The organism is Streptomyces cyanogenus (genome assembly GCF_017526105.1).
Lineage (GTDB): Bacteria > Actinomycetota > Actinomycetes > Streptomycetales > Streptomycetaceae > Streptomyces > Streptomyces cyanogenus.
In genome coordinates, this window is the sequence record NZ_CP071839.1 from 1614711 (window position 1) to 1629708 (window position 14998).

The window sequence follows — 14998 nt, forward strand, 5'->3', positions numbered from 1 at the left end:
TGGACACTTTCGCCATGGCGGAAGAGCAGGTTCCGGTGCAGGCGGGTCAGGCCGGCCAGGACGAGGGGCTCCGTGACGAGACGGACCACCTCGTGCTCCGCTCGGCGGAGCAGTTCAAGGCCCTCGGGCACCCGGTGCGCCACCGGATGGTCAACGTGTTGCGCCAGCGCGCCGCGACGCTGCGCCAGCTCGCCGAGGTGCTGGAGATGAGCAAGGGCACCGTCGGCTACCACGTGCGCGTGCTGCGCGAGGCCGGACTGGTCCGACTGGCCGAGACCCGCCAGGTGCGCGGCGGCACCGAGCAGTACTTCGCGCTGGTCAGCCGGGGCTTCCGGCTGGACCAGGACGCCGCGGTCGGGCCGGAGTTCCTGATCAACGCCGCGCTGGGCGAGATGCTGCCCAGCCGGCCCGACCAGCCCTCGCACACCACGCTGCGCCACCTCTGGCTCACCGACTCCGAGGCGCACGCGCTCGAGGCCCGGTTGCACGCGATGGCCGAGGAGCCGCACCCGACCACTCCCGGGCGGGGCGAGCCGTACGGGTTGCTGGTCAGCCTCTTCCGGGCCGACGTGCCCAGCCTGCCGCCCGACGACGGGTCATGAGCGTGCGTCGTACGGCCTCCCGGACTTCGGCGATCGGCAGCAGCCGGCGTGAAGCGGGAATGAGGGGTTCCGTATGGGATTGCCCGACGAGAACGGGGAAGCGCCGTGGCAGCCCCGTCCACTCGTGCTTGATGACAACCGGCGGCTCACCGGCCACGGTCACGCCCTCGCCGGTACCGGTATCGGTCAGGCACCCCGCTGCCGCAGCACCGACCCCGATCTGCCTTTGACGACCTCCAGTTGGGCGTGGATCCGGCGGCGCAGGTCGGGGACGTGGCTGACGATGCCGACGCTGCGGTCGCGTTCGCGGAGGGAGTCGAGGACGTCGAGGACCTCGTCCAGGGTCTGGTCGTCGAGACTGCCGAAGCCCTCGTCGATGAAGAGGGTGTCCAGGCGGACGCCGCCCGCCTCGTCGGTGACGACGTCGGCGAGGCCGAGGGCGAGCGCGAGGGAGGCGAAGAAGGTCTCGCCGCCGGACAGGGTGGCGGTGTCCCGTTCCCGTCCGGTCCAGGCGTCGACCACGTGCAGGCCGAGCCCGCTCCTGCCGCGCCCGGTGCGGTCGTCGGAGTGGACGAGGGTGTAGCGGCCGGACGACATGCGCTGGAGGCGCACGGTCGCGGCGGCGGCGACCTGTTCCAGCCGGGCCGCCAGGACGTACGACTCCAGGCGCATCCGGCGCTCGTTGTCGGCGGAGGTGCCCGCGGTGAGGGCGGCGAGCCGGGCCACCCGGTCGTGCTCCTCGCGCAGCGGGCCCAGTCGGCGTACGGCCTCGGCGGCGCGGGCGGAGAGGCGGTCCAGCTCGGTGCAGCAGCGGGCGGCGGCGTCACGCGCGGAGGCGGCCTCGCGCAGCCGCCGTTCCGCGCCGGCCGCCGCGCGCTCGGCCGCGGCCGGCTCGGCGGGCGGCTGCTGGGCGGCGGCCGCGGTGCCGGGCTCGGCAAGGACCGCGCGGACCGCGGACTCCTCCTGCTGCCAGGCGTCCAGGCGGTGCTGGAGTTCGCGGTGGGCGGCTGGGTCCAGCAGGGCTTCGGCCGCGGCCTGCGGGGTGTCGAAGCCGGCCCGGTAGGCGGCGTCGGCGAGCCGGGCGTCGGCGTCCTTCAGCCGCTGGGCGGCGTCCTCGGCGGCGCGTACGGCGTCGGCGGCGTCGGTGAACCGTGCCGCCTGCCGCTCCAGCTGCGCGGCACGCGCGGCCACGCTGCCGGCCGCCCCTCGCGCCTGCGCCAACTCGGCCTCCAGCACGGCCTGTTCGCGCTCCAGGGTGTCCCGCCGGGTGAGCCGGGAGGCGGCTCGTACGGCGGCCTGCTGGCGGTCGGCGAGCCGCTGCTCGCGTTCCTGCTCGGCGCGCCGCAGCTCCTCCTGGGCGGCGTGCAGGGCGGAGGCCTCGCGGCGGGCGCGGGCGTACTCCTGCTCCAGTTCACCGGCCTCGGCGGCGAGCCGGTCGGTGGGCGTGTCGCCGGCCTCGGCGGTGGCCGCGGCCAGGGCCTCGCGGACCTCGCCGAGGCGCCGTTCGTCCTCGGTGTGCGCGTCCTCGGCCCGCTGGTACGCGGCGAGGGCGCGGTCCTCGGTCTCACGGTCGACGTGTCCGGCGACCTTGCGGGCCGGGGCGGGGTGTTCGGTGGCTCCGCACACCGCGCAGGGCCGGCCGTCGGCGAGGTGGGCGGCCAGTTCGGCGGCGATGCCGTTCAGGCGCTGTTCCTTGCGGTCCAGCCAGTGGGTGCGGGCGTCGAGGGCGCGCTGCTCGGAGTCACGCGCGCGCTGCCGGGCCTGTTCCAGGTCGGCGGCGAGCCGGTCCCGCGTGCGGGCCGCGTCGAGCCGCCGCTGCATGGGGGCGCGCTGGACGGCGAGCTGTTCGGCGCGGGTGGCGGCCTCCCGGGCGGAGTCGACGCGGGTCTGGAGGGCGGCGCGGGTGGTGTCCCAGTCGGCGAGCCAGGCGTCGGCCTCGCGCAGGACGTCGTCGTCGGCGCGTTCCTGCCGGTCGAGTCCGGCGCGCTCCTCGGCGAGTTCGGCGAGTCGCCGTTCGGCGCGCCGGGCCGCGTCCAGGCCGCCCAGTTCCTCGGCGGCCCGGCGGGCGGCGGCGGCGAGTCCGCTCGCGCCGGCGCCGGCGTGGGAGTCGGGGAGCAGGGCGCGCGCCCGTGCCTCGGCCGCGGCGGCCCGGCGGTGTTCCGTCTCGGCGGCCTCCCGCAGCTCCAGCGCGGGGGCGACGGCCTCCGCCTTGCGGGCCCGCTCCATGCGCTGCTGTGCCTCGCGGTGGGCGCCGGCCCGTTCCCTGAGGCGCTCGGCGCGCTGCCGGGCCTCGGTGAACCTGCCCTGGAGCCGGGCGAGTTCGCGTGCCTCCTCCAGGGCGTGCCGGGCCGTGTCGTGGGCGGCTTCGGCGGCGGAGAGCCGGCAGCGGGCGACGGTGAGGCGTTCCCGGGCGGTGCTGCGGGCGACGGCGGCGGCGCCGAGGACGGCCTCGGCCAGGCCCGGGTCGCCGGGGGCCAGCTCGGGCAGCTCCATGGCGTCGCCGGCCTCCTGCTGCATGCGGTGGGCGTCGGCGAGCAGCGCCGTGTCGCCCTCACGCACGCGTGCCTCGGTGGCGCGCCGGCGTTCGGCGAGGCGTTTCTCGACGTCGGTGAAGCGCTGGGTGTCGAAGAGGCGGCCGAGGAGCCTGCCGCGGGCCTCGGCGTCGGCGCGCAGGAAGCGGGCGAAGTCGCCCTGGGGCAGCAGGACGACCTGGCAGAACTGCTCGCGGCTCATGCCGAGCAGCTGCTCCATCTCGGTGCCGGTCTCCTGGTGGGAGCGGCTGAGGTCCTTCCAGGCGCCGGCCCGGGCGTCGTACTCGCGCAGCCAGGTCTGGGCCTTGTCGACCGTCATGCCCTTGCCGCGCAGCTTGGGCCGCTCCCACGGGGGCCGGCGGGTGATCTCCAGCCGGCGTCCGGCGACGGTGAGTTCGAGGCGGACCTCGGTGCGGGTGCCCGGCTGGGCGTGGTCGCTGCGCAGGTGCATGCCCTGGCTGCTCTGCCGGGCGCCGGGGACGGAGCCGTAGAGGGCGTAGCAGACGGCGTCCAGGACGGAGGTCTTGCCGGCGCCGGTGGGGCCGTGCAGCAGGAACAGCCCGGCGGTGGACAGCGCGTCGAAGTCGACGCTCTGGGCGCCGCCGAAGGGCCCGAAGGCGGTGATGTCGAGCCGGTGCAGCCTCACCGGGCCACCTCCCGCACGGCGTGGTCGGCGCGTACGGCGTCGAACGCCTCGCGCAGGACGGCCGCCTCGTGCTCGTCGGGCCCGGTGCCGCGGACATGGGCGACGAAGTCCTGGGCGATCTGCTGGTCGCTGCGGCCCGCGAGGCGCCGGGCGTACGACAGCCGGGGGTCGTCCTCGGCCCGTTCGGGGGCGAAGACCAGGCTGAGGGTGTGCGGGAAACGCTCGGTGAGCCTGGCCATGGGGTCGGCCGGGCGGACCGGGTCGGTGAGGGTGGCCTCGACCCAGGCGTCCTCGTGGCGGGTCAGCGCCGGGTCGGCGAGGAGGTCGTCCAGGGTGCCGCGGAGGCGGGCGAGCGGGCGGGGCACCGGGCAGTCGACGCGTTCGGCGGTGACCGTGCCGTCCGCGCCCAGGTCGATCAGCCACATGCTCTTGCGGTGGCCGGCCTCGGAGAAGGAGTAGGCGAGCGGCGAGCCGGAGTAGCGCACGCGCTCGGTGATGGTCTGGCAGCCGTGCAGATGCCCCAGCGCGACATAGTCGACGCCGTCGAAGACTCCGGCCGGTACGGCGGCCACTCCGCCGACGGTGATGTCCCGCTCGCTGTCGCTGGCCTGGCCGCCGGTGACGAAGGCGTGGGCGAGGACGACGGAACGCGTGCCCCGCGCGCGCGTGGCGAGGTCCGCGCGGACGCGGTCCATGGCGGCGCCGAGCACGGCCTCGTGGCCGGCCCTGTCGACGCCGAACTCGTCCTTCACCAGGGCCGGTTCGAGGTACGGCAGGCCGTAGAAGGCGACGTCCCCGTGGGCGTCCCGGAGTACGACCGGGGTACCGGCGGCGGCCGGTTCGGTGCGCAGGTGGATGCCGGCGCGGCCGATGAGTCCGGCGCCGACGCCGAGGCGGCGGGCCGAGTCGTGGTTGCCGGAGATCATCACGGTGGGCACGCCGAGGTCCGCGAGACGGTGCAGGGCGTCGTCGAACAGCTCGACCGCGGCGAGCGGCGGCACCGCGCGGTCGTACACGTCGCCCGACACGACCACCGCGTCGACCTCGCGCTCACGCACGGTGGAGACGAGGTGACCGATGAACTCGGCCTGGGCCCCGAGCAGGTTCACCCGGTGGAAGGCCCGGCCGAGGTGCCAGTCGGACGTGTGCAGCAGTCTCATGAGCCCCGAGACTAACGGCCGGGTCTGACATCACGGGCGGTTGCTCCCGTATCGCCGTCACGACCCGCTCACCATAGGCGCGTTATGCCCGATTCACGGCAATCGTCAGGCGTCTCCGTAGGCTTCGCCGCCGAGTTCGAAGCGTGCCGTGCCCGCCGTCACATCGGCGAGCCAGCCGCGGAACGCGTCCACGTCGGCGTCCGGCAGGCCGATCTCCAGGGTGACGGCCTCACCGTAGCGGACGTCGCGCACCTCGCGGCCGGTGGCGCGCAGGTCGTTCTGGACCTTGCCCGCGCGCTGGTGGTCGACGGTCACCGTGGCCAGCCGGAAGCGGCGCCGGGTGAGGGTGCCGAGCGCGTCCAGGGCCTCGCCGACCGAGCCGCCGTAGGCGCGGATCAGTCCACCGGCGCCGAGCTTGACGCCGCCGTAGTAGCGGGTGACGACGGCCACGACGTACCGCATGTCGCGGCGCAGCAGCATCTGCAGCATGGGCACGCCGGCGGTGCCGCCCGGTTCGCCGTCGTCGCTGGCCTTCTGTACGGAGGCGTCGGCGCCGATGACGTAGGCCCAGCAGTTGTGGGTGGCGTCGGCGTGCTCCTTGCGCACGGCGGCGATGAAGTCCTGGGCCTCCTGCTCGGTGGAGGCCGGGGCGAGGGCGCACAGGAAGCGGGAGCGGTTGATCTCGGTCTCGTGCACGCCCGCGCGGGCGACTGTGCGGTACTCGTCCTGCATCCCGCCAGCCTATGCGAGCGCACGGACCCACCCCCCGGCTAGCTCCGCTTCTTGCCGCGCGGGACCGTGAACGAGGTGAGCAGGGCGCCGCCGGGGCCGAGGTCCGGCCAGCCGGTGCCGTGCCAGGTGAGCACGGCGAACGCGGAGGTCGGGAACTTCGTGCGGACCCGCTCCAGGGTGTCGTCGAGGCCGTCCTCGGCCAGCGTCAGCACCAGGTCCTCCAGACCGGGGTTGTGCCCGATCAACAGGAGCGTCCGCACCTGCGCCGGTACCTCGTGCACCACCTCCAGCAGCTCCGGCACGCCGGCCCCGTACAGTCGCGGGTCGTAGCGCACCGGCGGCGGGGTGGCCCACTCGGCGGAGGCCAGCTCCCAGGTACGGCGGGCGCGTACGGCGGTGGAGCACAGGGCGACGTCGGGCAGCGAAGCGGCGGCGAGGGCACGACCGGCGGCGGGCGCGTCCCGCAGGCCGCGCGGCGCGAGCGGCCTGCGGTGATCGCCGACGCCCTCGGGCCACGCGGACTTGGCGTGCCGCAACACCACCAGCCGCCGCGCGTGCCCGGCCGGCCCGCTCACGCCGGGCTCCCGAGGTCACGTGCGAGATCGAGGGCGAGCAACCGGTCGGCGTACGCGAACGTCTCGAAGCGGGCGCCGTCCGCGACACCGGGCGTGTTCTCCACGTCACGCAGGACGCCGAGCACCGCGGGCAGGTCCAGGTCGTCCTCCCAGGCGGCGCGCAACCGTTCCCGTACCTCGCCGGGGACCGGCCGCGAGGGCCTCCGCGCCCAGCCGGCGACGGCCCGCCGCCATCGGGCCAGACGCCGGGCGGCGTCCTCCAGCCCGGCCGGGTCCAGCCGCAGGGGTTCGCTCCGCGGGACGGAGAGCAGGGCGAGCCTGAGGGCGGAGGGATCGGAGAGCAGCGGCGCGAGCGGGAAACGGCGAGCGGGATCCGCCGCCACGTCCGCCACCCCATCGAAGGGGAACCGCCCACCGACGCCGACACCAGCACCATCACCGGCACCATCACCGGCACCGGCACCGGCACCGGCACCAGGCCACCCCGCCTCGGCCGCGCCACCCGCGCGCCCGGCCTCCCCGCCGCCACCCTCCCCCGGTGCACCCGGCCCCGCCGCTCCCTCCCCCGGCATCGCCGCCGGCTGGCCCGTCCCGACCCACTCCACCGCCTCCACGGAGACCACCGGCCCCTCCCCCATCGCGTTCTCGGTGCCCCGTTGCGCCACATGGATGGCCTGGGACTCGCCCAGGCCCGAGGCGAGGTCGTGGGCGTCCTCGAAGGGGCGGATGGCCAGGCGGGTGGCGGCGGTACGGAGTTCGGGGTGCTCGCGGGGGGACGTGAGGATCGTCCAGACGGGGGTGCCGGCCAGTTCCAGGGCGCGGACGAGCAGGTCGGCGGTGAGCAGCACCCGCAGGGCCGTCGGGTCGAGACGCCGGGCATGGGCCTCGATGCGGGTCAGGCCGCGGCGGGCGGGCGCGGCGGCGACGGGCTCACCGGTTCGGGCGTCGATGATGCGCAACACGGGCTGAGCGTAGGCGGACGAGCGGCCGTATGCAGCGGCTTGCACCGATTCCGGACAGCGTGCCGGGGTACGGCGGGAATCCGCACCCGCCGGGACGCTGTTGCCCGGACACACAGTTCCCCGCAGCCCGAGGAGGCGGCCGATGTACGGCGACGAGGCGACCATCCGCAGGATCCTGACCGAGCTGGGCGACACCTGGGCGGTGGTCGGCCTGTCCTCGAACCGGAGCCGGGCCGCCTACGGGGTGGCCCAGGTGCTCCAGCGGTTCGGCAAGCGGATCGTGCCGGTGCACCCGAAGGCCGAGACCGTGCACGGGGAGCGGGGCTACGCCTCCCTCGCGGACATCCCCTTCGACGTGGACGTGGTGGACGTCTTCGTCAACAGCGCGCTGGCCGGTGCGGTGGCCGACGAGGCCGCGGCCCGGGGCGCGCAGGCGGTGTGGTTCCAGCTCGGGGTCGTCGACGTGGCGGCCTACGAACGCACCCGTGCGGCGGGCCTGCACATGGTCATGGACCGGTGCCCGGCGATCGAAATTCCCCGCCTGACCGCGTGACTACTCTCCTTCATCACAATTCTCCGCTGAATATTGACATTCCTGGGGCCGGTCTGAGCTGTACAAAGACTGTGACCAAGACGGACAAGATCCTGGGTCAAGTTTTGGGAAACAGTCTTTCTTCGGCGCGCACCGACTTCCTAGCCTGTGGCCTCATTGCTCGTTAATCCTGCGTTCATGAACTGAGAGGCCACTTGACATGGCGAAAGTCGACGCCCTGCCACAGGCCAAGCTGGAGTCCGGCGGTCTGCGCCGAGATGTCGGACTGATAGGTCTGATGTGGGCCTCCGTCGGCTCCATCATCGGCTCCGGCTGGCTGTACGGCGCCGAGAAGGCCGTCGTCGTGGCCGGCCCCGCGGCGATCATCTCGTGGGTGATCGGCACGGTGGCGATCGTGCTGCTGGCGCTCGTCCACGCCGAGCTCGGCGGCATGTTCCCGGTGGCGGGCGGCACCGCCCGCTACCCGCACTACGCGTTCGGCGGCCTGGCCGGCATGTCCTTCGGCTGGTTCGCCTGGCTCCAGGCGGCCACCGTGGCCCCGATCGAGGTCGAGGCCATGATCGGCTACGCCGGTCACTGGAAGTGGGCCCAGGGCCTTCAGCACGCCGACGGAACGCTGACGACCAGCGGTTTCATCACGGCCGTCGCCCTGATGGCGGTCTTCGTCGGCGTCAACTTCTTCGGCGTCCGCGCTCTGGCCCACACCAACAGCGCCGCCACCTGGTGGAAGATCGCCGTCCCGCTCGGAGCGATCTTCATCATCGCCGCGACCAACTTCCACGCGAGCAACTTCACCTCGGAGGGCTTCGCCCCCTTCGGCGCCCAGGGCATCCTCGGCGCCATCAGCTCCAGCGGCATCATCTTCGCGCTGCTCGGCTTCGAGCAGGCGATCCAGCTGGCGGGCGAGAGCCGGAACCCGAAGCGTGACCTGCCGCGGGCGACCCTCGGCTCGGTCGCGATCGGCGCCGCGATCTACATCCTGCTCCAGGTCGTGTTCATCGCCGCGCTGCCGCACACCTCCTTCGCGCACGGCTGGGCCAAGCTGGACTTCCCCGGCATCAGCGGTCCGTGGGCGGGCCTGGCGACCCTGGTGGGCCTGGGCTGGCTGGGCTGGGTGCTCTACGTCGACGCGATCATCTCGCCCGGCGGCACCGGCCTGATCTACACCACCGCCACCTCGCGCGTCTCCTTCGGCCTGGCCAAGAACGGCTACGCGCCGAAGGCCTTCGCCAAGACCGACAAGCGCGGTGTGCCGTGGTTCGGCCTCATCATGGCGTTCGTCACCGGCGTGATCTGCTTCCTGCCCTTCCCGAGCTGGCAGGAGCTGGTCGGCTTCATCACCTCGGCGAGCGTGCTGATGTACGCGGGCGCCCCGCTGGCCTACGGCGTCTTCGCCGACCGCCTGCCGCACCACGAGCGCCCCTACCGGCTGCCCGGCGGCAAGGTCATCTCGCCGCTGTCCTTCGTGGTGGCCAACCTGATCATCTACTGGGCCGGCTGGGACACCCTGTGGCGGCTGGGCTTCGCGATCCTGCTCGGCTACCTGCTGCTGGGCTCCTACGCCTGGTACGCCACGGCCACGGGGAAGCCGGACGCGCCCCGCATGGACTTCAAGGCCGCGCAGTGGCTGCCCGGTTACCTGCTGGGCCTGGGCCTGATCTCCTGGCTGGGCACCTTCGGCGGCCGGGGCACCATCCCGCTGTGGTGGGACATCCTGGTCGTGGCGGCCTTCTCGGTCGGCATCTACTACTGGGCCCGGGCCGTCGCCTCGAAGCCCGAGGCGATCGAGCGCAGCATCGACGAGGTCGTGGTGACGGAGGCGCCCGCGCACTGACCCGTCCCCGCCTCACCCGGTGTCCCGTCGGCCTGGCTGACGGGACACCGTCATAATGCTCGCGTGACGTCTCCCTCCCCCCACCTCGACTCCCCCGCCGCCGCCCGCTGTCCGGTCGTCGTCGTGGGCGCCGGACCGGCCGGCCTGACCGTCGGGAACATCCTGCGGGCGGCCGGTGTCGACTGCCTGGTCCTGGAGACCGAGAGCAGGGCGTTCATCGAGCAGCGGCCCCGCGCCGGCGTCATCGAGGAGTGGGCCGTACGCGGTCTGGAACGACGCGGTCTGGCCGGCAGCCTGTTGGAGCGCGCCGAGCGGCACTCCGCCTGCGAGTTCCGCTTCGGCGGGGACGGCTACCGCTTCGCCTACACGGAACTGACGGGGCGTCACCACTGGGTCTACCCGCAGCCGCTGCTGGTGACCGACCTGGTGCGCGAGTACGCCGACGTGCGCGGTGGCGAGATCCGCTTCGGGGTGCGCGACGTACGCCTGCACGACCTGGACTCGGACCGGCCCGCCGTCTCCTACACCGACCCGGACAGCGGTGAACGGGTGCTGGTGCACTGCGACTTCGTCGCCGGCTGCGACGGGGCGCGGGGGGCCGGCCGGGCCGCGCTGCCGCCGCGGGCGCGGATCTCCCGGCACGACTACGGCATCGGCTGGCTGGCCCTGCTGGCCGAGGCACCGCCGTCCTCCGGCCACGTGCTGTTCGGCATGCACGCCGACGGGTTCGCCGGGCACATGCCCCGCAGTGCCGAGATGACCCGCTACTACCTGCAGTGCCCGCCCGGCGACGACCCGGACGCCTGGTCGCACGAGCGCGTCTGGGACCAGCTCCAACGGCGCCTGGGGGCGGCGGGCCGGCCGCCGCTGACGGAGGGGCGGCTGCTGGAGAAGCGGGTACTGGACATGCACAACTACGTCGTCGAGCCCATGGTGTTCGGCCGGCTCTTCCTGGCCGGCGACGCCGCGCACCTCGTCGCGCCGATCGCCGCGAAGGGCATGAACCTGGCGCTGAACGACGCGTTCCTGCTCGGCGACGCCCTGGCCGCGTATCTGACCAAGGACGACCCGGCGGGCCTGGACGGCTACTCGGACGCCTGTCTGCGCCGGGTGTGGGACTACCAGGAGTTCTCGGAGTGGCTCTCCGAGATCTACCACGGCACCTCCCACGGAGACCCCTACCGTGCGGGCACCACGCTGGCCCGTCTGCGCCGGCTGTTCACCTCGCCCGCGGCGGCTGCCGCCTTCGCCGAGCAGTACCTCGGGACGGCCGAGGCGTTCTGAACCCGTCCCGAACCGGTCAGCCCGCCGCCGGGCCGCCCCGTTCGGCGAGGCGGTGGTCGGCCGTCCTCAGGGCCTCCTCGACCAGCCGCCGCACATGCCCGGAGCGGAGCGAGTAGACCACCCGGCGGCCCTCCTTGCGGGTGTCCACCAGTCCGGCCAGCCGCAGCCTGGCCAGGTGCTGGCTGACGGCCGGGCGGGCGGCGCCGCACGCCTCGGTGAGCGTGCCGACGTCGGCCTCGCCGCCGGCCAGGGTGTGCAGCAGCGCCAGCCGGGTGCGGTCGCCCAGCAGGGCGAGCAGCTCGGCGGCGAGCGCGAACTGCTCCTCGCCCGGGCTGCGCTCGTGCGCACGGTGCGCAGGTGACAGGTGCATGCGTGCGCTCATACGCACATAATGGTCCGGTGGGCGCGGTGCGTCCACTCCGTACCGGAAGGGGATCGACGTGAGCGACCGGCATCCTCATCACCACCACGCGGGCGTGCGCCACCGCCTCACCCACCGCCTCGCCCACCTCCTCACCCCCCACTCCCACGAGACCGCCGAGAAGCTGGACCCGGCGCTGGAGTCCTCGGCGCGGGGCATGCGGGCGCTGTGGGTGTCGCTGGCCGTGCTGGGGGCCACCGCGCTGGCGCAGGCGCTCGTCGTGGCCGTCTCCGGCTCCGTGGCGCTGCTCGGCGACTCGGTGCACAACGCGGCCGACGCGCTGACCGCCGTCCCCCTCGGCATCGCCTTCGTGCTGGGCCGGCGGGCGGCGACCCGCCGGTTCACCTACGGGTACGGCCGCGCCGAGGATCTCGCGGGCCTGGTGATCGTACTGACCGTCGCCGCGTCGGCCGCCTTCGCGGCGTGGGCGGCGTTCGGGCGGCTGGTCGAGCCGCGTCCGGTCACGCACGTGCCGGCGGTCGCGCTGGCGGCGGTGCTCGGCTTCGCCGGCAACGAGTGGGTGGCCCGGTACCGGATCCGGGTGGGCCGGGAGATCGGTTCGGCCGCGCTCGTCGCCGACGGGCTGCACGCCCGCACCGACGGCTTCACCTCGCTGGCGGTGCTGCTGGGCGCCGGCGGGTCGGCGCTGGGGTGGCACCTGGCCGACCCGGTCGTGGGGCTGGCGATCACGGCCGCCATCGTGCTGGTGCTGCGGGACGCGGCGCGGGAGGTGTTCCGGCGGGTGCTGGACGCCGTCGACCCGGCGCTGGTGGACCGGGCCGAGCGGGCGGTGCGCGCGGTGCCGGGCGTGCGCGGGGTGGGCGAGCTGCGGCTGCGCTGGATCGGGCACCGGCTGCGGGCCGAACTCGCGGTGGTGGTGGACGGCGAGGCGACGCTCCGGCAGGCGCACGCGATCGCCGTCGCTGCCGAGCATGCCCTGCTGCACGCCGTACCGCGGCTGACGGCCGCCCTGGTGCACGCCGATCCTGCACCCGTGCCGGGAGAGGCGGACCCGCATCGTGCGCTCGCCCACCACACGGCGGCCTAGCCGGGGTCGTCCGCCCGGATCATGCCGGGCTCGCGGGCCCTGGTGCCACGCCTCGCCGCGTTGTCGCCGGCTGCCATGGTTCCGCCCCGGCGCCCTGCAGCGCCTCGCGGCGCACGGCACCGGACCCGCCCTCTGAGCCGGCCCGATCCGCCCCGATCCGAACGGAAGCCCCTGGCTCAGGCGGTGACGCCCAGCCCCTCCAGGACGACCGCGCCGGGCAGTTCGGCGAGGGCCTTGCCGGGCACCAGGAGTTTGCCGCGCCGGCGTCCGCTGCCGATCAGGACGTAGGGCAGGTCGACGACGGCGGAGTCCACCAGGACCGGCCAGCCGGTGGGCAGTCCGAGCGGGGTGATGCCGCCGTACTCCATGCCGGTCTCGCCGGTCGCCGTCTCCATCGAGGCGAAGGAGGCCTTGCGGGCGCCCAGCCTGCGGCGTACGGCCCCGTTGACGTCGACCCGGGCGGTGGACGGCACCACGCAGCCGGCCAGTGTGGTCCCGCCGGCCCGCTTGCCCGCGACCACCACGCAGTTCGCCGACTGCTCCAGCAGGTCCCGGCCGTAGTGCTCCACGAAGACGGCCGTGTCGGCCCACTGCGGCTCGGTGTCGACGTACAGGATCCGGTCGGCCGGGACCGCGCCCTGCCAGTGGCGTACGGCGTCGGCGACCGGGGCGGTCAGCTCGTCCAGGCAGTCCGGGGCGGGGGTGGCGGCGTCGAAGTCTCCGATGGGTGCGCGCATGGCCGCACGCTAACAAGGGCCGCCGCCCCGCCGTACCGGTGTCTCAGGGCACGGGCGGCACGGACACGGCCATCACCATCTCCATCGGCTCCTCGCCCCGATTGCCGTACCGGTGCGGGACGCCGGCCTCGAAGGAGACGCTCGCACCGGCCGGGACGCGGTACTCCTCGCCGTCCACGGTGAGCGTCAGCTCGCCCGCGGTGACGTGGACCAGTTCGACGGTGCCGCCGGGGTGCGGCTCGGAGGGGCTGCTCTCCCCCGGCATCAGCCGCCAGTCCCACATCTCCAGCGGTCCGGGCGCCTCCGTGCCGGCGAGCAGCCGGTTGTAGCTGCCGGCCTCGGTGTGCCAGAGCCGTACGGCGCGTTCGGCGGGGACCACGCGGACCCTGGGGCCCTGCTCGTAGTCGAGGAGCGTGGTGACGCTGACCCCGAGGGCGTCGCCGATCTTGACGACCGTGCCGAGGCTGGGGTTGGTGCGGGCCTGCTCGATCTGGATGAGCATGCCGCGGCTGACACCGGCCCGGGCGGCGAGCACGTCCAGCGTGAAGCCGCGCACCGAGCGCCAGTGCCTGACGTTGCGCGCCAGGGACTGGGTCAGGAGTTCGAGGTCCGACACGTTGCGTCCAATATCCGGGAAGTTCAATATTCTGGATGGCACAGTTCAGCGAGCTGAACTACGGTGAGGTGCACCTGAGCGTTCACCGAACTGTACTGCGAGGCCGGCCGTGACAGCATTCTTCGCCCTGACCACCAGTCTGCTGTGGGGGCTGGCCGACTTCGGCGGCGGGCTGCTGACACGACGGACCCCGGCGCTGACGGTCGTGGTCGTCTCGCAGGCCGTCGCGGCGGCCGTCCTGGGCGCGATCGTGCTCGCCACCGGCGGCTGGAGCGAGGCCGGGCCCCGGCTGTGGTTCGCGTTCGCCGCGGGTCTGGTCGGGCCGGTGGCCCTGCTCTCCTTCTACAAGGCGCTCGCGCTCGGCCCCATGGGCGTGGTCTCGCCGCTCGCCACCCTGAGCGTCGCCGTGCCCGTCGGCGTCGGTCTCGTCCTCGGCGAGCGGCCGGGGCTGCTCCAGGCCGCGGGCATCGTGGTCGCCGTCACCGGGGTCGTCCTCGCCGGCGGCCCGCAGCTGCGGGGCGCGGCCGTGCAGCGGCGCGCGGTGCTGCTCACGCTGGTCGCGGCGCTCGGCTTCGGCACGGTGTTCGCACTGATCACGGAGGCCTCGACCGATCTGACCGGCCTGTTCCTCGCGCTGTTCGTGCAGCGGCTGACGAACATCGCGGTGGGCGGGGCCGCGCTCGCCGTCTCCGTGCGGCGTGGCGGTGCCGCCCTGCCCGAAGGCGGCTTCCCGTGGGCCTCGCTGCCCGCGCTGGCCTTCGTCGGACTGGCCGACGTGGCGGCCAACGGCACCTACGCGATCGCCGCCCGCAGCGGCCCGGTCACCGTCGCGGCCGTGCTCGCCTCGCTGTATCCGGTGGTGACCGCGCTGGCCGCGCGCGGCGTACTGAGCGAGCGGCTGCGCGCCGTCCAGGCAGCGGGGGCCGGGCTGGCCCTGCTGGGCACACTGCTGCTGGCCACCGGCTGAGCGGCCCGCGTCAGCCCTCGGTCTTGGGCGGGGCCGCGCTCGCCGTCTCCGTGCGGCGTGGCGGTGCCGCCCTGCCCGAAGGCGGCTTCCCGTGGGCCTCGCTGCCCGCGCTGGCCTTCGTCGGACTGGCCGACGTGGCGGCCAACGGCACCTACGCGATCGCCGCCCGCAGCGGCCCGGTCACCGTCGCGGCCGTGCTCGCCTCGCTGTATCCGGTGGTGACCGCACTGGCCGCGCGCGGCGTACTGAGCGAGCGGCTGCGCGCCGTCCAGGCAGCGGGGGCCGGGCTGGCCCTGCTGGGCACACTGCTGCTGGCCACCGGCTGAGCGG

General features: G+C 74.4%; 14 protein-coding genes and 1 pseudogene. 7 read left to right on the plus strand and 8 right to left on the minus strand.

The genetic code is table 11. From position 1 onward, the window contains the following. The first annotated feature begins 14 nt into the window (after window positions 1-14). Entirely contained in the window at window positions 15-602 is a 588-nt protein-coding gene (locus tag S1361_RS07160) for an ArsR/SmtB family transcription factor (protein ID WP_208031004.1), read from the plus strand. A 186-nt stretch (window positions 603-788) separates the two neighbouring features. Here S1361_RS07160 and S1361_RS07165 read toward each other — a convergent pair whose 3' ends face one another. The 5 genes from S1361_RS07165 to S1361_RS39050 form a co-directional block, all read right to left on the minus strand. Continuing rightward, window positions 789-3779, minus strand: a complete 2991-nt coding sequence (locus S1361_RS07165; RefSeq protein WP_208031005.1) for an AAA family ATPase — start codon at window positions 3777-3779, stop codon at window positions 789-791. Further along, window positions 3776-4939: an exonuclease SbcCD subunit D gene (locus S1361_RS07170; protein ID WP_208031006.1), complete on the minus strand. Its 1164-nt coding sequence runs from the start codon at window positions 4937-4939 to the stop codon at window positions 3776-3778. Before S1361_RS07170 ends, S1361_RS07165 begins: the two co-directional genes overlap by 4 nt. Window positions 4940-5044: 105 nt before the next feature. After that, window positions 5045-5671, minus strand: a complete 627-nt coding sequence (locus S1361_RS07175; RefSeq protein WP_208031007.1) for a YigZ family protein — start codon at window positions 5669-5671, stop codon at window positions 5045-5047. Window positions 5672-5709: 38 nt separating this feature from the next. After that, window positions 5710-6246, minus strand: a complete 537-nt coding sequence (locus S1361_RS07180; protein ID WP_208031008.1) for a SixA phosphatase family protein — start codon at window positions 6244-6246, stop codon at window positions 5710-5712. Beyond that, window positions 6243-7208, minus strand: a complete 966-nt coding sequence (locus S1361_RS39050) for a hypothetical protein (RefSeq protein WP_243769110.1) — start codon at window positions 7206-7208, stop codon at window positions 6243-6245. The genes S1361_RS07180 and S1361_RS39050 overlap by 4 nt, the downstream gene beginning before the upstream one ends. Before the next feature lie 142 nt (window positions 7209-7350). On the opposite strand from S1361_RS39050, the gene S1361_RS07195 reads away from it, so the two are divergent. The 3 genes from S1361_RS07195 (at window position 7351) to S1361_RS07205 (ending at window position 10879) form a co-directional block, all read left to right on the plus strand. Then, window positions 7351-7761, plus strand: coding sequence for a CoA-binding protein (locus S1361_RS07195; protein ID WP_208031009.1), 411 nt, complete (start codon window positions 7351-7353; stop codon window positions 7759-7761). Between the two features lie 199 nt (window positions 7762-7960). Then, window positions 7961-9595: an APC family permease gene (locus tag S1361_RS07200; protein WP_208031010.1), complete on the plus strand. Its 1635-nt coding sequence runs from the start codon at window positions 7961-7963 to the stop codon at window positions 9593-9595. A gap of 63 nt (window positions 9596-9658) precedes the next feature. Next, window positions 9659-10879 (plus strand): 4-hydroxybenzoate 3-monooxygenase, encoded by a 1221-nt coding sequence (locus S1361_RS07205; protein ID WP_208031011.1) that lies wholly within the window; start codon window positions 9659-9661, stop codon window positions 10877-10879. A 16-nt stretch (window positions 10880-10895) separates the two neighbouring features. Here the strand turns inward: S1361_RS07205 and S1361_RS07210 are convergent, their stop codons facing one another. After that, window positions 10896-11261 carry an ArsR/SmtB family transcription factor gene (locus tag S1361_RS07210; RefSeq protein ID WP_243769111.1) on the minus strand — a complete coding sequence of 122 codons (366 nt, stop codon included), beginning with the start codon at window positions 11259-11261 and terminating at the stop codon, window positions 10896-10898. Between the two features lie 58 nt (window positions 11262-11319). Here S1361_RS07210 and S1361_RS07215 point away from each other — a divergent pair, with 58 nt between their 5' ends. After that, window positions 11320-12348 carry a cation diffusion facilitator family transporter gene (locus S1361_RS07215; protein ID WP_208031012.1) on the plus strand — a complete coding sequence of 343 codons (1029 nt, stop codon included), beginning with the start codon at window positions 11320-11322 and terminating at the stop codon, window positions 12346-12348. 176 nt (window positions 12349-12524) lie between these two features. On the opposite strand, the gene S1361_RS07220 is transcribed toward S1361_RS07215, so the two are convergent. Both S1361_RS07220 and S1361_RS07225 read right to left on the minus strand, forming a co-directional pair. Further along, window positions 12525-13085 carry a YbaK/EbsC family protein gene (locus tag S1361_RS07220; protein ID WP_208031013.1) on the minus strand — a complete coding sequence of 187 codons (561 nt, stop codon included), beginning with the start codon at window positions 13083-13085 and terminating at the stop codon, window positions 12525-12527. Between the two features lie 43 nt (window positions 13086-13128). After that, window positions 13129-13701 (minus strand): helix-turn-helix domain-containing protein, encoded by a 573-nt coding sequence (locus S1361_RS07225; RefSeq protein WP_208031014.1) that lies wholly within the window; start codon window positions 13699-13701, stop codon window positions 13129-13131. Window positions 13702-13810: 109 nt separating this feature from the next. Here S1361_RS07225 and S1361_RS07230 point away from each other — a divergent pair, with 109 nt between their 5' ends. Then, window positions 13811-14668, plus strand: a complete 858-nt coding sequence (locus S1361_RS07230; protein ID WP_208031015.1) for an EamA family transporter — start codon at window positions 13811-13813, stop codon at window positions 14666-14668. Window positions 14669-14691: 23 nt separating this feature from the next. Next, window positions 14692-14994 (plus strand): annotated as a pseudogene (locus S1361_RS07235) (EamA family transporter); the annotation flags it as partial. Window positions 14995-14998: the final 4 nt, after the last annotated feature.